The following is a 22,464-nucleotide window of genomic DNA, read 5'->3' as shown; positions in this document are numbered from 1 at the left end:
CTTCCGCTTTCGAGCCTAGTTCACGGCCCGCCGGCGCGCACTTTGCGTGAGGCCGCGAATTGGGTCGCGGCGCGCCTTCCCAGCAGGAGGACGCCCAGCGCGATCGTTGCCACGACGACGAACGGCAGTGCCGCCGTCGATCCCGTCAGAATCCTGAGCGCCAGTCCCAACGCGACGGTTCCCAACCACAGCACGACGCCGTGGGGCCAGATCCGCGAGTTCGTCGCCCGGAACCGCGTCGCCAGGGCGAGAACAGCCAGGGCCAGCAGGAACGGCGCGGCGGTCTCCAAGATACCCAGTACGCCCAGGCCACGCTCATGCTCTCGGCGGCCGATGGCGGCGAAGAGCAGCACCAGAAGGGCGTCTACGAGCAGCAACGGAATCCATGGCGAGCGATTTTGCATGGTCCCATCGTAGTCTTGGTGCCCGGAGGGAGGCGCCCCACGATCCGTACACACAAAGCTTATGCCTTGTAATGCGGGCAACAAAACGTTAGCCTTGTTGCATGATTGTTGTGACCATCGACCAACGGGCCTCGCGGAAGCGGCCGGACCACGTCGATGCCCTTGTCGAGCGGCTTAACGCCGAGTATCGCGCCCTGCGTCCCTTCGAACGCACGGCCGGGGACGAACTGCAGGGCGTGCTCGAGGACGGCCACGACGCGGCCGCCCTTGCGCTCGACGTCGCACGGACGTCGCAGTGGAGCGTGGGCATCGGCGTCGGCGTCGTCAAGGAACCCCTGCCGATGCAGACCCGGGCCGGTGCCGGCGAGGCCTTCGAGATGGCCCGCGATGCGGTGGAGCGGGCCAAGAACTCGCCGGCTTCGATCGCGGTCTCCGGGGCGGGGGAGGAGGCGGCCAGGATCGAGGCGGAGCTGCAGCTCGTGGCCGAGGTGGATCGCCGGCGCAGCGAGGCGTCGGAGAAGGCGGGCGCAATGGTCTCCTCCGGGCTGTCTCAGAAGGAGGCGGCCGCCCGGTTGGGAATCACGCAGCAGGCGGTCTCAAGCCGACTGTCTTCGGGCCTCTGGCACCAGGCGCGGAACCTGGCCACGCACGCCGGACAGGCGCTTCACACGTATTCGCGGCGAGTGGGCGGGGAACGGTAAATGGGTGTCATCGCCATCGTGCTCTCCGTCGTGGCGGCCGCCGGGGGAGTGCCGCAGTACTTCAGGCGCTTCCGGGGCCGCTCGGACAAGTTGCTCTCCGCCACGGCCTTGTCCCAGGTCTTGCTGATCGGGTTGGCGGCGCTGGTGGCATCGGCGGCGAGTTCCGCTGGTGCGCTCGAGCCGGTCCCCCTGCCCGTCGCGGTGGTTTTCTCCGTCGCCGCGGCTGCCTTGGGCGGGGGGCCCGTCACGGTAGCCATTCTTCGCCTGGCGGAGCGCGAGGATCCTCCCGCGGTCACCGAGGGGCAGTCGACGTACGTCCATCCGCCGGTCCTGCAGGGCGGGGCCTGGATCGGGATCCTTGAACGCGTTGCGATCGCCGCCACACTATGGGCCTCCTGGCCGGAAGGGCTGGCGGTGGTCCTTGCGGTCAAGGGCCTGGGGCGGTATTCCGAACTCGGAAAGGACGGCGCAGCGGAGCGCTTCATCCTGGGCACGTTCTCCAGCGTCCTCTGGGCGTGCGCATGCACGGGCATAGGCTTCATGGTTCGGGGCTGAGCCGGAACCCGACGGGTCTTGACCTGACTGTCGATCAGCGGGGGACAGGTGGCATCTAGTCCGAGGTCGTCGGCTCGTATCCGATCAGCCAGTGAAGCCCGTGCCGGTCGACGACTTGGCCGTCGGCCGCGCCCCACGGCTTCGCGGCCAGGGGATCGAGAACCGTTCCTCCGACGGCCAGCTTGTCGAACCACTCGTGGAGGGTCGCCGGATCGGCCGTGCCGAGCAGCGACATCATCGCGCGCTCCAGCCGAACGCTCGTCCCGTCTTCCGCCCCGTCGGACCCGGCCAGCGGTACGACGCCGTCGAGGACTCCGTGCGCGATCGCGTCCGGTGAGCCGGAGCTGTTTCCGAAGTCCGCGTTGGTGTGCAGGACGAGGTCGCCGCCGAACACGTCGGAGTAGAATCCGAGCGCCTCGCGGGCGTTGCCGGGGAAGTTGACGTAGAGCATGGGGGCTGTCATGCGGATACGCTAACATCGGCCACGGGCACGCGTCCCGGGAACACGTCATCCGATTCGGCCGGCCTGCTCGCTGTCTGTTGGGCGTCCGCATCCGCACTACTTGACATAATGTACATTATCGGCGTTTGAATCAGTGACGTCGGAAGGGATTGGATGGCCCCGGAAGCGCCTGGACAGGCCAATTGGCTTCAGGCAACGACGCCTACGCCGAATACGCTGGACAGAAGGCCGGACCAACTATCTCGAACATCAGCCGGCCAACCAGCCAGCCAATCAGCGCGACCGCAATCATTTCTGGCGTTCCATCGCCCGGATTTGTCACGCCGGACATTCGCCTCACCGACGCCCGACCAATCCAGGGGCAAACCGAGGTCCCCGCGATGGCGCGGCCGCGAACGACCGAGATAACCTCGTTGACATAACTAGAACCACTTGGCGGCCAGCGGGGCGTCTTATTTGGGCTACGGCGGGTTCTCTCAGCCTTCGAACAGGCAAAACGGATGGCCCGCCGGATCCAGATACACCCTGACGTCCCGCTGCGGCTGGACCGACGCCACCCCGGCACCCAGGCGCTCGGCGCGCGCGCCGGCGGCAAGGAGGCCATCGACCAGCAGGTCCAGGTGCGCCTGCATCTGCTGCTCCCCCGCCCTGGACGGCCACGCTGGCGGCACATGGCCCGGCTCGGCTTGGAACGACAGCCCGACTCCGCCGTCAGGTGGACCGATCATCACCCATCCGGGTTCCTCCCGCCGGAGTTGGGCGCCCCGGACCGGTTTCCCTGTGCCACGCTTAAGGCATGAGCGAAACTTTGCCACCCGCGCACGCCTCCGACTACCCGGCGGGACGGATCGCGGAGATGGTCCACAACATCATCGAGGCCCACCGGTCCGGTACGTTGCCCGCGATTGCGCAGCTGGGCCACCCCGTGCTTCGGATGCCTGGGTTCGCCTTCGAAGGGCAGCTCGACGACGACCTGCTCCGTTCGTTCCTCGCGACGATGCGCGCGACGATGCACGACGCACCGGGCGTCGGCCTCGCGGCCCCGCAAATCGGAGTCCCCCTGCGGATCGCGGTGCTGGAGGACCGGTACCCGGTGGACCCGGAAGTCGGCGTCGAACGCGATCGAACGCCGCTGGAGTACTTCGCGGCCATCAACCCGTCCTACGCGCCGCGCGGCCCGCGCACCGCCGCGTTCTACGAGGGGTGCCTATCGTTCAACGGATACCAGGGAGTCGTCGCGCGTCCCGCCGTCGTCGAGGCGGCATACACGGACGACGCCGGCGCCGCCGTCGTGCGCGAACTCGCCGGCTGGCCGGCACGGATCTTCCAGCACGAGACCGACCATTTGGACGGGATCGTGTACATCGATCGTGCCGAGACGCGGAGCCTTGCCAGCACCGCCGAATACCTCGAACGGTGGGCCGAGCCGGGCATCGCCAATGCTCGGGCAGCGCTGGGCTTCTGAGACCGGCGGGGCTTTCGACCTCAGCGCGCCCGGGCGGTCTGCGGGACCGATCCGGCGTGGGCTGCCGGTCTCGGCCCTTCCACCGGGAGGTACCGGGCGAACCACTCGAGGATGGCCTCGAAGCGCTGGCGCCGGTGCCACGGCGTGCCGCCCCGCGACAGCTCGTGGTTCTCCCCCGGGAACAACAGGAATTCCGCCTCCACCCCGTGGCGCAGGAGTTCCACGTAGTACCGCTGCGCCTGCTCCAGCGGGCACCGGTAGTCCTCCTCGGAGTGCAGGACCAGCGTGGGTGTCCGCACGTCGCCCACCCTGGCCATCGGACTCTGCGTGAGCACGTGAGCCGGGTCCGTTCCCGTGTACGCCTCGCTGAAGAACCAGCCGATGTCTGAGGACCCGACGAAGCTCAGCGGGTCCAGGTAGGCACGCTCCACGACGGCGGCCTTGAACCGATGGTCGTTCGCGATGGTCCAGGCGGTCAGGTATCCCCCATACGAACCCCCGAGCACGCCGACACGCCCCCCGTCGAGTGACGGTTCGGTATCGACGGCGCCGTCGAGGAAGGCCAGGACGTCCCGAAGGTCCACGGTTCCCATCGCGCCCTTGATCGCCAGGCCGTGCTCCCGTCCATAGCTCGCGCTCCCGCGCGGATTGCACTGAACGACGGCGTAGCCCGCTTCCACGTAGACCTGCGCCTCATCGAAGTACGACCACCCGTATTGCGCGTAGGGTCCGCCGTGGATGTTCAGCAAGACCGGATGCGGGCCCTCGCCCCGCGGCAGGAACACCCAGCCGTGCACGGGATAGCCGTCGGCCGGGTCGACGACGAGTTCCCGGGGCTCGGCGATGCGCGTGTGTTCGCGGAGCCCGGCCGCGAAGTCGGTGATCCGGTGGATCGACCCACCCCGGACGACGCCCACCTCGCCCGGCGTCGCCGGCGTGGCATAGGAGGAAACCACCGTGCCGTCGGCTTCGGCGGCTCCGCCGACCTCCAGCGGCCCGGAGGCGAGCACGAGGGCGCCGCCGTGGGCGTCGAGGCAATGGAGCTCCACGCTCCCCCGCACTTGTGCGAGCGCCAAGACGGATCCGGTCCCGTGAGGCGCGAGCGTAGAGCTCGCGCCGGTGTAGTCCGCGTCCGTCAGATCGGTCAGCAGCCTCGGCTCTGAGGCGTGGTCCCGGCCAAGGAGATCGGCGTCGAGGGCAAAGACCCCGGTGTTCCGGGCGACGAAGTCCGTGCCGTCGCGGCCAAGATCCTGCCCCAGCAGGAACAGCGTGGCGCCGTCGCGGGAAAACACCGGACCGGCGAACGAACGGGTCGACGTCGACGACCCCGCCACGGGCTCCGGTACGGCGCCCTCCCGGTCGACGGCGACACGGTGCACCATGGAACGCAGATCGCGGTCGGCCCCCGCGTGCAGCGCCGCCGTGAAGTAGAGGTGCCGCCCGTCCGGGGAGAAGGCGGGATCGGAGGCGTCGCGGTCCGCGGGCGTCACGAGCCGCGGGGCCGGCATGCCCTTGGCCGCCGGACCCGCGGCATCCGAGTCCCTGCGCCCGGATTCGTCACCGCGCTGAGCGGAGTCGGCCAGCGACTTCGCCGCGCGGCCCACCGGCTCGAAGAAGGGTTCATCGTCGAGCGCTGGGACGTCGATGACGTGGATGCCCTGCACCTTGTCCCGGATGAATCCCGGACCGTTGGCGCGGTACTTGAACCCGGTGATGCGCCGCGGGTCCTCCGCACCTGCGCCCACGCCGTCGAGCGTTCCGTATCGGCCCTCCTCCGGAGTGCGGCTGACGAACGCCAGGCGCGCGGAATCGGGGGAAAACGCGAACGCGGACACCCCCAAGGGCCTGTCCGTGACAATGCGTGGCTCCCCTCCCCCGGCGTCGACGACCGCCAACTGCGGACGGCCCTTGCCGTCCGGACGCAGGAAGGCGACGATCCGGCCGTCGGGCGAGAACCCAGGCGCCGCGTCCGATTGCCCACGGGTGAACCGGCGCCACGTGCCTTCCACCAGGTCCACCATCCACAGCTGGCCCACCGGGGCGTCCGCCTCGAAGCTTGGCCGCGAAGCGGAGACCACCGCACGGCGCCCGTCGGGACTGATCGAGGGCGCGGATAGAGTGGTCATCAGATCGAGCTGAGTCGGTTTCACAGCGCGATCATATCTGAAAGAGTTACTGAAAGAAATAACCGTGAGCTCCCCCCAACACCTCACGCTCGCGTTGCGCTGTCCGGTCTGCGCGCGGGCGTTGTGCCTCGTGGCCGAGAACAACCGGCCTCTGGTCTGCGCCGCAGGCCACCGTTACGATGCCGCCAAGCAGGGTTACTACAACCTCCTGACCGGCAAGGGAACCGCGTTCCGCGAGGACACCGCCGCCATGGTCCAGGCCCGGACGGATTTCCTGGCGGCCGGACATTATTCTGCGCTCGCCCAGGCCGTCGCCGGCATGGTGGTCGAGGCGACCCGCGGCCGCGAACACGCAATGATCCTCGACGCCGGGGCAGGCACCGGCTACTACCTGGCCGCGGCGCTGGCGGCCGTCCGCGCCGCGGGAACCCGGCCCACCGCCGTCGCCATGGACATCTCCCGGTATGCCATGCGCCGAGCCGCCAGACTCCAGGACACCACCGCCCTCGTCTGGGATCTGTGGCGCCCCCTCCCACTCGCGGACGCGTCGGTCGACATCCTGCTGAACGTGTTCGCCCCGCGCAACGGCGCCGAGTACCGCAGGGTCCTCGCCCCCGGTGGGATCGCCGTCGTCGTCACGCCCCTGCCCCAGCACCTGGCCGAGGCGGCCGAACATCTCGGCCTGTTGGCCATTGCCGGCGGGAAGGAGGAATCCGTGTCGGCCAGGCTCGGGGACGGATTCGACCACCTGAAAACGACGCCGCTGAGCTTTGCGATGCGGCTGGGAGCGGAAGACGCCCTTCGCCTCGCGCTGATGGGCCCCGCCGGTCACCATCTGGACGGGGCCGGACTGCGCGAGAGGCTCTCCGGCGGCATGTTGCCCGAGACGGTCACCGCCGCGTTCCGCGTCCAGGTTTTCCGCCGCCGCTGACCCGGCCGGCCAACATACGCCTCCGGGGTGACGAACCCCGGCGGCGCCATCGGGCAAGATGGTAGGTACCGAGGGCCACCCGGGCCCTCCACAGTGAAACCCGGTGGACCAATGTTCGAGTGGATCGTCACCAACGGCTGGGTCTTCTGGCTGGCGCTCTTCCTGATCCTCGCCATCATCGAAATGATGTCGCTGGACCTGTACTTCATCATGCTCAGCGGAGGCGCGCTCGGCGCCGTGTTCGTGGCGCTGGCCGGGGGTCCCTTTTGGCTGCAGGCGCTGGTTTTCTGCGTCCTTGCGCTGGCCATGGTCTTCTTCCTGCGTCCCATTGCGCTCAAGCACCTGCGCAAGGGACCGCCCAGCCACCGGACAAACGTCGACCGCCTCCTCGGACAGGACGCGCTCGTGCTCGAACCCACGTCCCGCATGGCCGGCCGCGCCAAGATCGGCGGCGAGACCTGGAGCGCGCGCACGGACGACGACGCGCCGATGGACCCGGGCGTGTATGGAACCGTCGTGCGCATTTCGGGTGCGACCGCATACATCACCGCCCGGGCTCCCGAGCCCGCCGGCGAGTAGGGAACCAAGGGCCGGACGCTCCGGCCACCGCGCCCACGTGGCGCGCAACGAAGGGGGAACACATGTTTGACTCGCCGGGATCCGGCGTCGGAATCGTCCTGATAGTTCTGGCTGTTTTCGTCGTGATCGTCCTTTTGCGCTCGGTGCGCATCGTCCCGCAGGCGCGGGCCGGAATTGTGGAGCGTCTGGGGAAGTACCAGCGCACGCTGGGGCCCGGGCTGACCATCCTCATTCCCTTCGTGGATCGCCTCCTGCCGCTTCTGGACCTTCGGGAAAACGTGGTGAGCTTTCCGCCGCAGCCAGTGATCACGGAGGACAACCTCGTGGTCTCGATCGACACCGTGGTCTACTTCCAGATCACCGAGCCGCGCGCCGCCACGTACGAAATCGCCAACTACATCCAGGCGGTCGAACAGCTGACGACGACCACCCTTCGTAACGTCGTCGGTGGCCTGAATCTCGAGGAGGCGCTGACCTCGCGCGACCAGATCAATGGTCAACTGCGCGGCGTCCTCGACGAGGCGACCGGCAAGTGGGGCATCCGCGTGTCCCGCGTCGAGCTGAAGGCGATCGATCCGCCGCTGTCCATCCAGGACTCGATGGAGAAGCAGATGCGCGCCGAGCGCGACCGCCGCGCGGCCATCCTGACGGCCGAAGGCACGAAGCAGTCGCAGATCCTCACCGCCGAGGGACAGCGCCAGGCGGCGATCCTCGCCGCAGAAGGCGACGCGAAGGCCGCCATCCTCCGGGCCGACGGTGAGGCGCAGGCCATCGCCAAGGTCTTCGGTGCCATCCACGAGGGGAACCCGGACCAAAAACTGCTCGCCTACCAATACCTTCAGACGCTACCCAAGCTCGCCGAGGGTTCCTCGAACAAGCTGTGGATCATCCCCAGCGAGGTGGGCGAGGCCCTCAAAGGCATCGGCGGGGCTCTCGGCAACCTGCGTCCGGAATCGGACGACGACGCCGGTTCGCACCGCACGCCGTAGGCAAACCAATGGCGGCGGGCTCCGGTGCCCGCCGTCTTGGCGCGTATACTTGACTCTTCGAGACTTCCGTACCGCCGGGAATCATTGCACCGGCGGTGACGTTGAACATCAAAGCCGTTACCGTCAGCCGTTGTAACGCAGTAGGGAGAAATGATGAGCGATCGTAGTCTGCGCGGAATGCGCCTTGGGGCACAAAGCATGGAGACGGAGGCGGGCGTCGAGCCGGCGCCCCGCCAGCGTGTCGAGTACCGGTGCGAGGACGGCGAGCAGGTCTTCGTGACGTTCTCCTCCGAGGCCGAGATCCCGGCGACCTGGGTGTCCAAAACCGGCAAGGAAGCCCTGCTCGTCGACGGTGAGAAGCCGGTCGACTCCAACGAGAAGCCCGTTCGCACCCACTGGGACATGCTGCTGGAGCGACGTTCGGTCGACGAATTGGAGCAGATCCTGAAGGACCGGTTGGACAAGCTGCGCGTGGCGCGTGGCGAAAAGGTCTCCTAGCCGCCGGACCCGTGAGGCTTCACCCCCAGCCGGAGGACGCACTCCACGCAGAAGACCCGCACCGTTTTGGTGCGGGTCTTCTGCGTGGGAGGGGTGCGGGGCTGGCGGATTGTCAGCCGCCCAAGCCTCCCGTGAGCTTCTTCCAGCGTGAGCCCACGCCCCAGCGGGTCACGTTCCACATGGCCTCAACGACGATGTTCCCGCTCATCTTGGATACGCCCAACTCGCGCTCCACGAACGTGATCGGGACCTCGACGATGTTCTTGCCCAGTTGCGCGACCCGGAAGGTCATGTCCACCTGGAACCCGTAGCCGACGGACTCGACCGCGTCGAGATCCAACGCCTCGAGGGTCTCCCGGCGGAAGGCGCGGAAGCCGGCCGTGACGTCCTTGAGCCTCAGCCCCAGCATGGTGCGCGCGTAGAAGCTGCCGACGCGCGAGATCAGCTTTCGGTGCAGGGGCCAGTTCACGACGCCACCGCCTTTGACCCAACGAGAACCGATGACCAGGTCGGCACCCTTCGGAATCTCGGCCAGGAGGAGGGGCAATTGCTCGGGCTTGTGCGAGCCGTCGGCGTCCAGCTCGACGACGACGTCGTACCCGCGGTCCAGCGCCCACCGGAATCCGGCAAGATACGCGGCTCCGAGGCCGGCCTTGCCGGTCCGGTGCAAGACATGGATTCGCGGGTCGTCCGCGGCCATGCGGTCCACAAGATCCCCGGTTCCGTCCGGGCTGTTGTCGTCCACAACCAGGACGTCGGAGTCCGGAACGGCCGTCCGCAGGCGTCCCATGGTGATGGGAAGGGACTCGAGTTCGTTGTAGGTCGGAATGATGGTGACTACCCGCACGCGGTATTACCCCTCTTACACGATGATGCGAAGCCCGCGGCGCGGGTCCGTTTCTCGGCCGGGGCGACTCGCCCCTGCCCCACAGCGGACGAACCGCACGCGGGGAAGCCAGTGAACCAGTATACGGCCCGGCCGTCGGACGGCCGTTTCCCACTCCGGGAGGGCACGGAAAGACCCCGGGAACTTCGGACCAACATCGTCTCGCGCGGACGCGTGGGAAGTTGTTTTCTACTGCTCCCGGGGCCTAGTCCTGTGATGGTTGCCGTGATGCCGGCAGGGCGACCAAAGACCATCGAAGTCGCCGCTGAGAGACCAGCCTAGCCGTTGGTTACCCTGTGTCAACCATCTTCTGACAAGGTGGCTTGCGCGGAAACACTAGTCAGGTGTGCGAGTCGGCGGAGGGTCCTCTTGCGGCCCGCCGCACCGAATCATGCGTGTAGCTAGGCGCGTTCGAAAATGACCCGTCCCGCCCGAACGGTCCGCAGGCACGTCGGCAGTTCGGCCTCCAGGACGGGCAGCATCGGAGTACCCGCACGGGCATCCGTGCTCCAGGAGGATACCCGCGCGTCCGGCGTCTGTATCGCCAACTCCGATGCCGCCCACACCGCGAACGTCGCCTCCGACCCCGGCGCCAATTGTCCGGCAAGAGGGTTGGCCGCACCGACCGCACGATGTCCGGCACGTGTGTGAGCCAGGAATGCGGCACGCGCGGAAACCCTCGCCGCGGGAGTGTTGTGCTCCAGGCACGCCCGTACGGCGGCCCACGGGCTGGCCGCCGTCACGGGGGTGTCGGAACCGAGGCAGACGGGAACGCCCGCGGCAAGGAACCGCCCGACTTCGTTCATCCGCGCGCTGCGCTCCGGTCCGAGGCGCTGCTCGTACTGACCCGCGGGACCACCCCAGTAGGCATCGAACGCGGGCTGAAGGGAAACGGTGATGCCGAATTCCAGAAACGCGTCAACTGCCGGCTGGTCGACGATCTCGACGTGTTCCAGGCGGTGCCGTCCCGCCTGCACGGTGGAAAGCCCGACCCTGTCGGCCGCCAGCCGGAAACCCGCGACGGCGGTGTCGACGCCGGCGTCGCCGATCACATGGAACGCGGCCTGGATCCCGGCCTCCGAACAGGCCGCCACGTGGGCGGCGACGCCCTCCTCGTCCAGGAACAGCGTGCCGCGGTTACCGGCGTCGTCGGCATAGGGCTCGCGAAGGTACGCCGTGCGGGAGCCCAGCGACCCGTCGATGTTGAGGTCCCCGCCCAGGCCGCTCAACCGGCCCTGTCCGAATCCGTCGGCTAGCCGGCGCGCCTCGTCGGCCGTGGAGGCGGTTTCGGCCCAGTAGATGTGAACGGCGGGATGGTCCTGGCCCTCGTCGTCCAACAGGCCGGTCAGCACCTCGACGTCTCGCCGGGTTCCGATGTGGGGCGCGGCCATCTCCGCCACGCCGGCGTGCCCGGTCGAGGCCAGGTGCCGCAGCGCGCGCAGTTGGTGCTCCCGGCGCGCTGCGTCGCTGAAGTCCAACACGGCTTCGCGCACGCGCGCATGGGCCTCGCGCACGACAGTGCCGACGCCGTCCCAGCCGTCCACGCCGTCCAGCTCCAGCCGCCGGGCCAACGAGGCATTGACGAGCCCCGAATGGACGTCGATGCGTGTGAGGTAGACATCGCGTCCGCCCCCCGCGGCCTCGAGTTCGTCCGCGGACGGAACGCGTCCGTCGGGCCAGGCGCTCTGGTCCCACCCGGCCCCGGTGACGGCCCCCGTGGACTCGGCAGCCCGTCCCGACACCGCGTCCAGGACTTCGGCCACGGAACCGGCTCCCGTGAGATCCATTGAGGCCAAGGCCGCGCCGGTCTCCGTGAGGTGGACGTGCGAGTCGAAAAACGCGGGCGCCACCAGGGCCCCTTCGAGGTCGACCACTTCCATGGAGTCGTCCAAGAGGCCGGATGCGGCCGCTTCCTGCCCCACCCACGCCACGGTGTCGCCGTCGACCAACATGGCCGTGGCGAAGGGATCTGCGGGACTGTACACGGCCCCGTTGCGGTACATGACCAGCGAAGACATCAAAGTGGTTCCTTCCATGGTTCGTCCGGCCTGGGCCGGGGCGGCGTCAGTCGGCGACGCTAGAGTAGGCGACGACGCCGCGCCGGACCGCCGACACGGCGTCCCGGCAGGTGCGCGCCAAAGGCGTCGGCAGGTCCGGCACCTTGGCAAGCTGGTCAAGGGTGTCGATGACTTGTTTGGCCCATCGGACGAAGTCTCCGGCTGCCAGGTCCGTGCCCCGCAAGCAGTCCTTGAGATCCTTGCCGCGGGCCCAACCGTACATGGGCCAGACGAGTCCGGATTCCGGTTCCGCGGTTTCGGGAAGCCTGTTGGCCACCTCGAGGTCCGTCAGGTCGGACCACGCTCGGACTGACGTATCCCAGGCCCGTTCCATCGCCGGGCTGGGGAGCTTCGGATGCACTCCCCCGTCCTCGCGCTTTGCCTGGTAAACAAGGGTGGTGACGAATCCCGCCAGCTCGGCCGCGCCGAGACCGTCGAGCACGCCGGATTCCAGGACCAACGAGGTCAGCAGGTCCCGCTCCCCGTAGATGCGCCGCAGCCGGTTGCCCGAGGCGGTGGTGACCGGGACGTCCGATTCCCTTCCACCGGCGGCATCCCGTGGGACCGCCAGGTATCCGTACGCCTCAAGTACAGTGCAGACCCGGTCGAACGTCTTGGCGATCGTGTTGGTGCGTCCGCTGATTTGCCCGGACAGCCGATCAGTCTCCTGGCGCAGCTTCCACCACCGTTCGGCCCAGCGGGCGTGGTCCTCGCGCTCGCCGCATCCGTGGCAGGGATGCCGCTTGAGCGCACCGCGCAGCCTCGAGATTTTGGCGTCCTGATCGGCGGTCCCGGAGAAGTCGAAACCGGCCGCCTCGCGGCGTGGGGGCCGCCGCTCGTGCAGGGCGTTGCGCAGGGAGGCCGCCAGGTCCTTGCGCTCCTTCGGCGTCCGGCCAGTGAAACCCTTGGGGACGCGAATCCGGGAGACGACGTCGACCGGTCCATCAAGGTCCTGGACCCCGATGCGGCGGATCTGCCTATCCTCGGTCAGAACCGTGGGGCGCATGTCCCGGTGCGAATCGGAGAGCCCGATGACGACGCACCGGCCCAGGCGGCGCGGACCGCGGACGTCGACCACGTCTCCCGGCGTCAGCTGTCCCAGCGATTGCTCCGCCGCGGACCGGCGCGCCCTAGTGGCGGTCCGGGAGACGTCGCGTTCGGCGTCCCTGAGCTCCTGGCGCAGGCGCGCGTACTCGGAGAAGTCGCCGAGGTGGCAGGTCATGGCCTGCGCGTATCCGTCCAGCGACTCCTCGCGGCTTCGAACCTGGCGCGCGAGCCCCACGACGGAGCGGTCCGCCTGGAATTGCGCGAAGGACGACTCGAGGATGCGCCGCGCCTGGCCCCTGCCGAACTGCGAGGAGAGGTTCAGGCTCATGTTGTACGTGGGCCGGAAGCTGGAGTTCAGCGGGTAGGTCCGTCGCGAGGCCAGGCCAGCGACTGCCGCCGGGTCCGTTCCCGGTTGCCAGAGCACCACGGCATGGCCCTCGACATCGATCCCCCGGCGGCCCGCCCGGCCCGTCAGCTGGGTGTACTCGCCCGCAGTGACGGAGACGTGCTGCTCGCCATTGAACTTCTCGAGCTTCTCCAGAACCACGGACCGGGCGGGCATGTTCACGCCCAGCGCCAATGTCTCGGTCGCGAACACGGCCTTGACCAGATTCTGTGCAAAGAGCTTCTCCACGACTTCCTTGAAGATCGGCAGCAGCCCGGCATGGTGGGCCGCGAAACCACGAAGCAAACCCTCGCGCCAGGCCCAAAAGCCCAGGACCTCCAAGTCGTCGGGCGGAAGGTCGTAGGCCGCGAGGTCGACTGCGTGTTCGATGCGCAGGGCCTCTTCCTGGGTGGTCAGCCGCAATCCGGAACGCACGCATTGCGAGACCGCGGCGTCGCAGCCCTTCCGCGAGAAAATGAAGACGATTGCCGGCAACAACGCGGCGCGGTCCAGCGTGGCGATCATCTCCGGCCGCGACACCTGGTGTCTGACCACCGGCTCCGGCCGGCGTGGAGCGCCGTGGTCCCGACCCCGACCGCGACCGCGCCCCGAACCGGGGCGGAACGAGCGACGCTCGTCCCGCTGGGCAAGCTTCGTGAGTTCGGGGTTCACCGCAATCGACGTTTCGCCACCCGAAGCGCCCTCGGTGGCCGCCTGGTCGAACGAAAGCTCGCCGGCGAACAGGTCCAACAGCCGCCCGCCCGCCAGAACGTGTTGGTAGAGCGGTATCGGCCGGTGCTCCGAGACCACGATCTCCGTGTCCCCGCGTACAGTGTCCAGCCAGCCTCCGAACTCCTCCGCATTGGACACGGTTGCGCTCAGGGAGACCACTTGCACGTCAGAGGGCAGGTGGATGATCACCTCTTCCCAGACGGCGCCACGGAACTTGTCGGCGAGGTAGTGGACCTCGTCCATCACCACATAGGCCAGACCGGAGAGCGTCGAGGAGTCCGCGTACAGCATGTTGCGCAGCACCTCGGTGGTCATGACGACGACGTCGGCCTCGCCGTTGACGGTCGTGTCCCCCGTCAACAGCCCCACGCGGTCCGCGCCGTAGCGCGCCGCCAACTCCGCGAACTTCTGGTTGCTCAGTGCCTTGATCGGAGTGGTGTAGAACGCCTTGAGGCCTCGGCTCAGGGCCAGATGGACCGCAAACTCCCCGACCACGGTCTTGCCCGCCCCGGTTGGCGCGGCGACAAGGACTCCCTTGCCCGCCTCCACGGCGCGGCAGGCCTCGATCTGGAAGGGATCGAGTTCGAAGTTCATCGTCTGCCGGAATCCGTGGAGCTCGGTCTTCGACTCCTTGCCCCTTTCGCGTGCGGCTGCATACTGTTCAGCCGGAGACCCCATGGTGTCCGCCCTTCGGAATCGCTGTGTCGACAATGGACCTTGACTACAGCGTATCGATGTCCGGGGACGTTCCGATATCCGTGCCCTTGCCGTCCGCCGCGGCGGCGTTCTCCGCCTCCAGCGTCGCCAGGCGCTTGGCCTTGCGCTTGTCGTGGACCAGACAGAAGCCCGTGGCCGCGGCGAAGACCACCAGCAACGGACCCGCCAGCGCGAACATCGTTAGTGCGTCCCCGCCCGGTGCCGCCATGGCGGCGACCAGACAGATGATGAACACCGTGATGCGCCAGTTCTTCACGATCACGCGTCCCGGCAGGATCCCGATGAGGTTCAGGCCCACCATCAGCACCGGAATGATCAGTGCCACGCCGAACGCGAGCAGGAGCCGGATCACGAAGTTGAGGTAGACGTCCACCTCCACGATGTTCGTGGCCTGGTCCGGTGTGAGCCCCAGGAAGAACTTCAGGGCCGTCGGCAGGATCCAGTACGCCAGGCCGAGGCCGAGCAGGAACAGGGGAACCGCCGCCCCGATGAAGGCCAGCGCGGTGTGCTTTTCGGTCTTCTTCAAACCGGGAACGATGAAGGCCCACAGCTCGTAGAGCCAGACGGGGCTGGACATGATCAGTCCCAGGAAAACAGAGATCTTGATCATGTTGTCGAAGGGCGACACCACGGAAGCGAAGTTCACCTCGCCGCCCACGGCCTTGACCGGTTCAACGAGGAGCATCAACACCGGGTAGTACAGGAAAAACCCGCCGACCGTGGCGAGGAACAGCGCAATGAGCGCTATGAAGAGACGATTGCGCAACTCAACGAGGTGCTCCTTGAGGGCCATCCTCCCGTCCGGGTTGGATGAGCGCCCTACCTTTGCCGCCATCGAACTCTAGACGTTGCGGTCGCGGTGGTCCGGATCGACGATCTTGCCCTCGACGGGGCCGTCCGAGGCGTCCGGGTTTCTGGGGTCGTCGTCCTTCATCTGACGAACCTCGGATTTGAAGATGCGCAGCGACTGACCGATCGAGCGCGCCAGCCCCGGGAGTTTCGGTGCGCCGAAAAGCAGCAGCGCCAGCACAATGATGATGACCAGATGCCATCCCTGCAATCCACCCATGGCGTGTTCCTTTCGTCAGCCTCAAGTCTACGTCACGGTTGTAGGACGTCGCGTATTCGCTGGGGCTGGGATCGGACCCGTTTCCCCTCCACGCGCCGCACGCGGCGCCTTGCGCGACGGACGGATTTACCGGCGTCGTACTCCCGCATGGCCTCGGCCGGCGCGCGGAAGACCGCGGCCACCCCCACGCCGGGGCGTTCCGGATCGGACGAATCGGGCGCATGGCCGAAGTCGCCGAGCTGGAGCCGCTCCGTGGCGTCGCCGACCTCGTCCAGCAAGCGCATGGCACCGTGGTAAAGGCGAAGGGCACAGACAACGAAGAACAATGCGGTCGCCGCGACGAGGAACAGCCACAGCAACACCCAAACCCACCAGTCGATCACGTCGTTTCCTCTCCATAGCCCGCCATTGCTTCCCGCAACCACCCACGTGCCGCCTCCGCCAGTTCCGGCGGATCGACGACGGCCATGTCCCCGCCATGGCGCGCCACCAGGCCCGGCAACCTCAGGGGAGAAGCTATACGCACCTCGGCCAGCGTTCGTCCGTTTTCGCCGCGTGCCGTGCGGCTCGGCGCGAAATCCTCGAGCAGGTCCCCCTGACGCGACGCGAAGGACAAGACGACGACGGCGTCGTCGGCACCCGGTGTGAAGAGCCGCTCCTGCATGGCCGCGTGTCGTTCCGTGGAGGGTTCGAAGGTCTCGTCCGCCACTGCAATCGACTGGATCCTGTCGATCCGGAAGTTGCGGGGACCGGCGACCTTGCGGCACCACGCCTGCAGATACGCGCGCCCGCCGTCCTCGATGAGACGCACCGGCTCGACGTCGCGGTCCGCGATCTCGTCGCGGTCCGCGGTGTAATAGCCAAGCGTGACGACGCGGTGATCCCCGATCGCGTCCGCGAGGGCCGCCATGCGGTCGGTGTCCTCCGCCGACGCCAACCGTGCCGACACCAGTTCGCCGATGTCCCCGAATTCCCCGGCGGCCCCCTCCAACTTGGTCAAGGCCGAACGGGCGGCCTCGGGCCGGCGCAGTGTTGGCAGGTCCAGCATGGTGCGTAGACCGACAATCAGCGAGAACGCCTCGGTGAGGTTCAGCCGGATCGGTTCCGCCAGTCCCTCGGCGTTGCTGATGCTGACGGTGTCGCCCTCGTAGTCGACGTCGATGAGCTCGTCGTGGTAGCCGTTCGGGACGCCGCACATCTGGATCATGGCCAGGTCCCCGATCAAACGCTGCCGGGTCAGGCCGAACCGGGCGGCCGTCTCGTCGATCCGGGGCGCACCCTCACGAACCACGTACGCGATGATGTCCAGGGCCCGGGCGACGACGTCCGTGGCCGGTGGCCGTCCCGGGGCACGGCCGGAAGCGAGTGTGTAGGGGGCCACCTCCCGGGCTTGTTCAGCGGCGGCATCCCGCAGTCGCCGCAGGACCGCCTCGCGCAGTTGCGGGGGTGAGACGACCCGAGCGGCATGACCCAGTTCGGCGATCTCGGCCGACGTCGCCTCGGCGTCGTGAAACGCGATCCGCACGACGTCGTAGCCGTCAACGGTGGCGCCGCCGCTCTTCGTGGCAGCGGCCCGGAAGGCGAGCCCCCGTCCCGGTCGCAACTGCAACTCGGCCTCGACCGTCGACGTGACGGGGTCAAGCCCATCGAGCACCTCGGCGACACGGAAGTCGGACGGCCGCCGAACCACGCCGGACACGCGGGCAATTCCCGAAACGATCCGTGAGAGCCGGAAGATGCGCCGGTCGTTTCGGTCGTGGTCCCAGGCCACCAGATACCAGTTTCCGAACCTGCTCCCGATTCCCCACGGATCCACCCGCCGCAAGGATTCCCCGCCACCGACGCTCCTGTACGTAAACCTCACCGGCGATCGGTCCCACACCGCGCGCAGCAGATCGGGGAATACGGCGTCGCCGGCGTGCAGCCTGGGCTCGAACGTCTCGAAGTCGGCTTCCGCGTCTCTCCGCTCCCCCGCCGACAGCCGGCTGATGGCGCGCGCGGCAGCCGTCTCCACGGTGGGATTCTTCCAAATCCGCGCGGCCAGGCCGAGGGCGAGCCCCTCCTCCGCGTCGAAGGAGACCTCGGGAAGCCGGTACCGCTCGGGAAGGATGCGGTAGCGGCTGTCCTGGCGGTTGTTCTCGCTCAGCGGATCGCCGCCGAGTGTTTCGAGAGGCACGCCCAGCGCGCGGAGGTCCTCCTTGTCACGCTCGAACTTACGCTCGAACGCCTCGTCGCTCAATGCCTTGTAATCGTCCACACGCCGGCGCAGTTCGTCCTTGGTGTAGCCGCGCTTGTGGAACATCAGGGCATAGGTGAGGCTGACGAGCTTTTCCGTTCGCGAAGGAAGCACGCCATGGCGTTTGGTTGACACGGTTTCTACGTTACTACGCACCAAGGCGGCGCAGACCGCGGTAGTGCGGTCCGCGCCGCCCCGGCGGCAGTGCGTCTATCGGTCCGGTTAGCGGACGCCGACGAGGTCGACGACGAAGATCAGCGTCTCGTTGGGGCCGATGGCGGCGCCGGCACCCCGGTCGCCGTAGGCCATGTGCGGGGGGATCTCCAACCGGCGGCGTCCGCCGACCTTCATGCCCAGGAGTCCCTGGTCCCATCCCTGGATGACCTGGCCGACTCCCACCTTGAAGTCCAGCGGCTGGCCGCGGTTCCACGAGGAGTCGAACTCCTCGCCGGAAGACCAGGCGACGCCCACGTAGTGTGCGGAAACGGTGCTGCCGGCCGTGGCCTCCGTGCCGTCGCCGACGATGATGTCCTCGATCACAAGCTCCGTGGGGACGGCGTCGCCCGGGAACTCGATTTCGGGCTTGGTGCGGTCGTACTCGCGCTGTCCAAACGACATGGCGGTCCTTTCGTTGGGGGTGTGGATGTGCGGGTTCTAGGCTACTTGGCCGACTTGATGTCGACCACGAAGACGAGCGGACCCGCGGGCGTCCCCTCCGGTGCCTCCTTGCCGTAGGCCATCTCGGCTGGAATGCTCAGAAGCACCTTGGAGCCGACCTTCTGGCCCGTGAGACCTTCGGTCCAGCCCTGAATCACTTGGGTCAACCCGAACTCGGCGGGCTCGCCGCGTTCGTAACTCGAGTCGAAGACCTTGCCGTCTTCCCACCGGACGCCGGCATAGTCGGCGGTGATGGTGGATTCCGCGGTGAGCGTCTCGCCGTCGCCCTCCTCCAGCACGTGGACCGCGAGTCCATCTGGTGCTTCCTTGCCCTCGGGCAGGGAAATGGTGGGCTTGCCGTCCGCGTCGAACTCGACGGTGGGGAAGGACTTCGAGTCCACCAGTTCCTTGACCTCGGACTGCTCGAGCGTGCGCGGCGGCTCCGGGCGGTCCTCGGCGCCGACAATCTTCAGGATCAGGACCTCGCTCGCCGAGGCCGGCTCGTCCGGTGCAGTGCTCTCGCCCTCCGGGGCGGCCGCAGGCTCGGACGGACGGACGTACGCAACCCAGGAACCCACCCTGGATCCGAGCAGGATCTCGTAGATCTCCGCGTCGGCCGCCTTCATCTCCTCCGTCAGAGACAGGATCTGCGCGTCCTGCCCGAAGAGGTTGCCCAGTTCGCTCCCGTCCTCGGTGCTGTAGCCCGCGAGCTTGTAGGAGACGTCTTGGTTCTCCTTGATTTCCGGACCGTCACCCTCCTCGACAACCCGGGCTCCAGCGGCCGTGGCATCCAAGGGCGTGTCGAACTCGACCGACGGGGCGGTATTGTCATCCGCGCCGGGAGTGATTTCGATGGAAGAGAGAGGCTCTGCGTCCCCCACGGTCTTCGGGGAACCTGCCCCGCAACCGGCCAAGGCCAAGAGGGCCAGGGCCAGCACTACTGCGAAAAGCTTGCGCACGAATTCAACTTTCGTTGGGATCTTTGACCTACCGGCGCCCAGCGCGCCGGGCGGAACGAATCCCACCCAGTTTAGGTGCTTTTCCTGTGAGGTTTCCAAGCCCACGGCCCACGCGTCCCTGCCGCCCCAGCTGCTCGGATGGTCTACAGGAGGCCGAGAAGCTCCTCGACGCGCGGGTCAGAGTTCGCGAAGGGGTCCTTGCACAGCACGGTTTGCCCGGCATGGTCATTCAGTTTCAGGTGTACCCAATCGACCGTGAAGTCGCGCCCCGCGTCTTTCGCCGCACGCACGAAATCGCCCCGCAACTTTGCCCGCGTTGTCTGCGGCGGATGAGAACGCGCATCGTCCACGGCGTCCTGGTCCACCACGTTCGCGACGAGGCCCTTGGCTCGCAGCAGCTGGAACAATCCGCGAGTGGGGGAGATGTCGTGGTACGTCAAGTCGAGTTGGGCGATGCGGGGCGCCGAGAGGTCAAGCCCGTGCTTGTTTTGGTAGCCGCGGACGAGCTTGTGCTTGATGGCCCAGTCAATTTCCCTGTCGATACCGGAGGGGTCCTCGTTGGCGACTGCGTCGATCGAACGTCGCCAGAGGTCCATGATTCGAGGAACGTGCGGAGTATGGCCGCCCTCGCGGTCCAGGAACTCCGAGACCTTCGCGTGGAAGGCCTCCTGCAATTGCAACGCCGACATCTCACGGCCGTTGGCCAACCTGACGGGCGTGCGGCCAGTGAGGTCGTGGGAAATCTCCCGGATGCTCCGGATCGGGTTCTCCAGACGGAAATCCCCCATGATGGTGCCGGCTTCGATCATGCGCAGCATCAGGTCGGTGGCGCCGACCTTCACCAGCTGCGTCGTCTCGGACATGTTGGAGTCCCCGACAATCACGTGGAGCCTTCGGTAGTGTTCCGCATCCGCGTGGGGCTCGTCCCGCGTGTTGATGATGGGGCGGGAACGCGTCGTGGCCGACGACACGCCCTCCCACACGTGGTCCGCCCGCTGCGAAAAGGCAAAGCGGTGCTCTCCGTCGACCGGCAGGATCTTCCCCGCCCCGGCGAAGATCTGCCGCGTGACCAGGAAGGGGATCAGGATCTCGGCCAGCCTGGAGAACTCCAGGCGGCGGGGAATGAGGTAGTTCTCGTGGCACCCGTAGGAGTTGCCGGCGGAATCCGTGTTGTTCTTGAAGAGGTAGACGGAACCGGGGAAGCCGTCCTCCCGCATCCTCTCCTCCGCGGTTTGCACCAGGTCCTGGAGAATCGCTTCGCCGGCCCTGTCGTGGGCAATGAGTTGCGCGATGTCGTCGCACTCGGCCGTGGCGTACTCGGGATGCGATCCCACGTCCAAGTAGAGCCGGGAGCCGTTGGTGAGGAAGACGTTGGAGCTGCGTCCCCAAGCCACCACCTTGCGGAAAAGGTAGCGCGCGACCTCCTCGGGCGTCAACGGCCGCCCGCCGGGCGCCGAATACGCGATGCCGTATTCGGTTTCGATGCCGAAAATCCTGCGGTCCATGTCCTAGTCCTTCCCTCCTGCGCCCAATACGGAGGCCACCTCGGAGGCATCGAGCCGCCGGAAGGCGCGGCGTGTCCCATGGCGGGATACGGGGTCCCGATCGAGCACGGCAACTTCCAAGAGCCCCGCGCCGGCGGGACCCTCCGCGACACCGGGCAGCGCCGTCGCGGCGGCACGGATGGCTCCGGCCGTCCCGCCGTCGGTTCCGCCGTACCCGCCCCACGCGCCCTCCATGGCGGCCGCGACCGTTTCCGCATCCCCGCCCATGATGACGAGTCCAGGTTCATCGGAGATGGATCCGTCGAAGTTGACGCGGAAAAGACGGTCCTCCGCCGGCGCCCGCCCGACCTCCACGACCGCCAATTCAACCTCGAACGGCTTGCTTTCCGCCGTGAACACACCCCCGAGGCTCTGGGCGTAGACACTGGCCAGTCCGCGGCCCGTGACATCGTCGCGGTCGTAGGAATAGCCCCGGGTGTCCGCGTACCGGACACCGATCTGGCGCAGCGATTCGAACTCGTTGTATTTGCCGACGGCCGCGAAGGCGATCCTGTCGTAGATCTCGCCGACCTTCCGAAGCGAGGCGGACGGGTTTTCCGCCACCAGCGCGATGCCGTCGACGCAACTGGCCACGACCACCGACCTCCCCCGGGCGATGCCCTTGCGCGCGAAATCCGCGCGGTCCTTCATCAGTTGTTCCGGCGAGACGTAGAACTGGGCGGACATCTAGGCCTCCCTGCCTGCGATGGAACGGCGACGGACGATGTCCGTGGCAACGGCGGCCAACTCGTCGCCGGGGATGCGTCTGGTGCCGTCCCGGTCGACGGCGAAAACCACCGGCCACAGTTGGCGGACGAGGTCAGGGCCCCCGGTGGCCGAATCGTCGTCGGCGGCGTCGTACAGCGCCTCGACCGCCACCTCCACCGCCACCCCGGCGTCCATTCCCGGGCGCCATAGCTTCTTCAGGGCGCCGCGCGCGAAGACCGAGCCGGATCCGATGCTGTGGTGTTCCTGCTCCTCGTAGCGGCCCCCGGTGATATCGAACGAGAAGATCCGGCCCAGTTCGCGGCCGGGGTCGAATCCCGCGAACAGCGGGACCACCGACATGCCCTGCAGCGCCATGCCCAGGTTCGTACGAATCATGGCCGCAAGCCGGTTGGCCTTGCCGTCCAGGCTCAGCAGCGTTCCCTCGATTTTCTCGTAGTGCTCCAACTCGACCTGGAACAACCTCGCGATGTCCATGGCGACTCCTGCTGAACCCGCGATCCCCACGACCGAATACCGATCGGTCGCGAAGACCTTTTCCATGTGCCTGCTGGCGATGACGTTGCCGATCGTGGCCCTCCGGTCGCCGGCCATAACCACGCCGCCGTCGTAGGAAACCGCCACGATCGTCGTCGCGTGCCGCAGTGCCTCGACGGGCGCCGCGTCACGCGTCGGCAGCAGGTCGGGGCGCTCGCGCGCCAGGAACTCGAGGAACGACGGCCCCGCGGGGACATCCAC

At 67.6% G+C, this 22,464-nt stretch carries 23 protein-coding genes; 7 read left to right on the top strand and 16 right to left on the bottom strand.

Annotation, left to right across the window (positions count from 1 at the left end; genetic code table 11):
* Positions 1-20 precede the first annotated feature (20 nt).
* On the bottom strand, positions 21-404 hold the full coding sequence (locus ACHAAJ_RS01830; protein WP_435726142.1) for a DUF3054 domain-containing protein: 384 nt from the start codon (positions 402-404) through the stop codon (positions 21-23).
* A 101-nt stretch (positions 405-505) separates the two neighbouring features.
* Between ACHAAJ_RS01830 and ACHAAJ_RS01825 the strand changes: the two genes are divergently transcribed.
* Positions 506-1,105, top strand: a complete 600-nt coding sequence (locus ACHAAJ_RS01825) for a hypothetical protein (protein WP_435726141.1) — start codon at positions 506-508, stop codon at positions 1,103-1,105.
* Positions 1,106-1,660: a hypothetical protein gene (locus tag ACHAAJ_RS01820; RefSeq protein WP_435726140.1), complete on the top strand. Its 555-nt coding sequence runs from the start codon at positions 1,106-1,108 to the stop codon at positions 1,658-1,660. It abuts the gene before it with no gap.
* 55 nt (positions 1,661-1,715) lie between these two features.
* Here the strand turns inward: ACHAAJ_RS01820 and ACHAAJ_RS01815 are convergent, their stop codons facing one another.
* Together ACHAAJ_RS01815 and ACHAAJ_RS01810 are read right to left on the bottom strand one after the other, a co-directional pair.
* Positions 1,716-2,123: a VOC family protein gene (locus ACHAAJ_RS01815; protein WP_435726139.1), complete on the bottom strand. Its 408-nt coding sequence runs from the start codon at positions 2,121-2,123 to the stop codon at positions 1,716-1,718.
* 476 nt (positions 2,124-2,599) lie between these two features.
* The gene (locus ACHAAJ_RS01810; RefSeq protein ID WP_494337656.1) at positions 2,600-2,851 is read right to left on the bottom strand and encodes a VOC family protein; all 252 of its coding nucleotides are present in this window, start codon (positions 2,849-2,851) and stop codon (positions 2,600-2,602) included.
* A gap of 68 nt (positions 2,852-2,919) precedes the next feature.
* Between ACHAAJ_RS01810 and ACHAAJ_RS01805 the strand changes: the two genes are divergently transcribed.
* Positions 2,920-3,588 (top strand): peptide deformylase, encoded by a 669-nt coding sequence (locus ACHAAJ_RS01805; protein WP_435726137.1) that lies wholly within the window; start codon positions 2,920-2,922, stop codon positions 3,586-3,588.
* A 20-nt stretch (positions 3,589-3,608) separates the two neighbouring features.
* On the opposite strand, the gene ACHAAJ_RS01800 is transcribed toward ACHAAJ_RS01805, so the two are convergent.
* Positions 3,609-5,714 carry a S9 family peptidase gene (locus ACHAAJ_RS01800; protein ID WP_435726136.1) on the bottom strand — a complete coding sequence of 702 codons (2,106 nt, stop codon included), beginning with the start codon at positions 5,712-5,714 and terminating at the stop codon, positions 3,609-3,611.
* 64 nt (positions 5,715-5,778) lie between these two features.
* On the opposite strand from ACHAAJ_RS01800, the gene ACHAAJ_RS01795 reads away from it, so the two are divergent.
* From ACHAAJ_RS01795 to ACHAAJ_RS01780, 4 genes are all read left to right on the top strand, one after another.
* Positions 5,779-6,645: a putative RNA methyltransferase gene (locus ACHAAJ_RS01795; protein ID WP_435726135.1), complete on the top strand. Its 867-nt coding sequence runs from the start codon at positions 5,779-5,781 to the stop codon at positions 6,643-6,645.
* A 111-nt stretch (positions 6,646-6,756) separates the two neighbouring features.
* Positions 6,757-7,224: an NfeD family protein gene (locus tag ACHAAJ_RS01790; protein ID WP_435726134.1), complete on the top strand. Its 468-nt coding sequence runs from the start codon at positions 6,757-6,759 to the stop codon at positions 7,222-7,224.
* 62 nt (positions 7,225-7,286) lie between these two features.
* Positions 7,287-8,213: an SPFH domain-containing protein gene (locus ACHAAJ_RS01785; protein ID WP_435726133.1), complete on the top strand. Its 927-nt coding sequence runs from the start codon at positions 7,287-7,289 to the stop codon at positions 8,211-8,213.
* Positions 8,214-8,366: 153 nt separating this feature from the next.
* Positions 8,367-8,711 carry an RNA polymerase-binding protein RbpA gene (locus tag ACHAAJ_RS01780; protein WP_435726132.1) on the top strand — a complete coding sequence of 115 codons (345 nt, stop codon included), beginning with the start codon at positions 8,367-8,369 and terminating at the stop codon, positions 8,709-8,711.
* 112 nt (positions 8,712-8,823) lie between these two features.
* On the opposite strand, the gene ACHAAJ_RS01775 is transcribed toward ACHAAJ_RS01780, so the two are convergent.
* From ACHAAJ_RS01775 to prcB, 12 genes are all read right to left on the bottom strand, one after another.
* Entirely contained in the window at positions 8,824-9,558 is a 735-nt protein-coding gene (locus tag ACHAAJ_RS01775) for a polyprenol monophosphomannose synthase (RefSeq protein WP_435726131.1), read from the bottom strand.
* Positions 9,559-9,998: 440 nt separating this feature from the next.
* Positions 9,999-11,615 (bottom strand): amidohydrolase, encoded by a 1,617-nt coding sequence (locus tag ACHAAJ_RS01770; RefSeq protein WP_435726130.1) that lies wholly within the window; start codon positions 11,613-11,615, stop codon positions 9,999-10,001.
* Between the two features lie 46 nt (positions 11,616-11,661).
* Positions 11,662-14,496 (bottom strand): DEAD/DEAH box helicase, encoded by a 2,835-nt coding sequence (locus ACHAAJ_RS01765; RefSeq protein ID WP_435726129.1) that lies wholly within the window; start codon positions 14,494-14,496, stop codon positions 11,662-11,664.
* A 43-nt stretch (positions 14,497-14,539) separates the two neighbouring features.
* Positions 14,540-15,370 (bottom strand): twin-arginine translocase subunit TatC, encoded by an 831-nt coding sequence (tatC, locus tag ACHAAJ_RS01760; protein ID WP_435726128.1) that lies wholly within the window; start codon positions 15,368-15,370, stop codon positions 14,540-14,542.
* 6 nt (positions 15,371-15,376) lie between these two features.
* Positions 15,377-15,604 carry a Sec-independent protein translocase subunit TatA gene (tatA, locus tag ACHAAJ_RS01755; RefSeq protein ID WP_435726127.1) on the bottom strand — a complete coding sequence of 76 codons (228 nt, stop codon included), beginning with the start codon at positions 15,602-15,604 and terminating at the stop codon, positions 15,377-15,379.
* A gap of 32 nt (positions 15,605-15,636) precedes the next feature.
* Positions 15,637-15,987, bottom strand: coding sequence for a hypothetical protein (locus ACHAAJ_RS01750; protein WP_435726126.1), 351 nt, complete (start codon positions 15,985-15,987; stop codon positions 15,637-15,639).
* Positions 15,984-17,975 carry a helix-turn-helix transcriptional regulator gene (locus tag ACHAAJ_RS01745; RefSeq protein WP_435726125.1) on the bottom strand — a complete coding sequence of 664 codons (1,992 nt, stop codon included), beginning with the start codon at positions 17,973-17,975 and terminating at the stop codon, positions 15,984-15,986. Before ACHAAJ_RS01745 ends, ACHAAJ_RS01750 begins: the two co-directional genes overlap by 4 nt.
* Before the next feature lie 87 nt (positions 17,976-18,062).
* A complete protein-coding gene (locus ACHAAJ_RS01740; protein ID WP_435726124.1) occupies positions 18,063-18,458 on the bottom strand; it encodes an FKBP-type peptidyl-prolyl cis-trans isomerase in 396 nt (131 codons plus the stop codon).
* A gap of 41 nt (positions 18,459-18,499) precedes the next feature.
* On the bottom strand, positions 18,500-19,456 hold the full coding sequence (locus tag ACHAAJ_RS01735) for an FKBP-type peptidyl-prolyl cis-trans isomerase (RefSeq protein ID WP_435726123.1): 957 nt from the start codon (positions 19,454-19,456) through the stop codon (positions 18,500-18,502).
* Positions 19,457-19,599: 143 nt separating this feature from the next.
* Complete coding sequence (gene pafA / locus ACHAAJ_RS01730; RefSeq protein WP_435726122.1) at positions 19,600-20,961, bottom strand: Pup--protein ligase; 1,362 nt, start codon at positions 20,959-20,961, stop codon at positions 19,600-19,602.
* 3 nt (positions 20,962-20,964) lie between these two features.
* A complete protein-coding gene (gene prcA / locus ACHAAJ_RS01725) occupies positions 20,965-21,687 on the bottom strand; it encodes a proteasome subunit alpha (RefSeq protein WP_435726121.1) in 723 nt (240 codons plus the stop codon).
* Positions 21,688-22,464, bottom strand: coding sequence for a proteasome subunit beta (gene prcB, locus ACHAAJ_RS01720; protein ID WP_435726120.1), 777 nt, complete (start codon positions 22,462-22,464; stop codon positions 21,688-21,690).

It is taken from the genome of Arthrobacter arnarulunnguaqae, assembly GCF_051262515.1.
Lineage (GTDB): Bacteria > Actinomycetota > Actinomycetes > Actinomycetales > Micrococcaceae > Arthrobacter_N.
The sequence above is the reverse complement of the archived record's forward strand: the minus strand, read 5'-3'. Positions and strand labels throughout refer to the sequence as shown.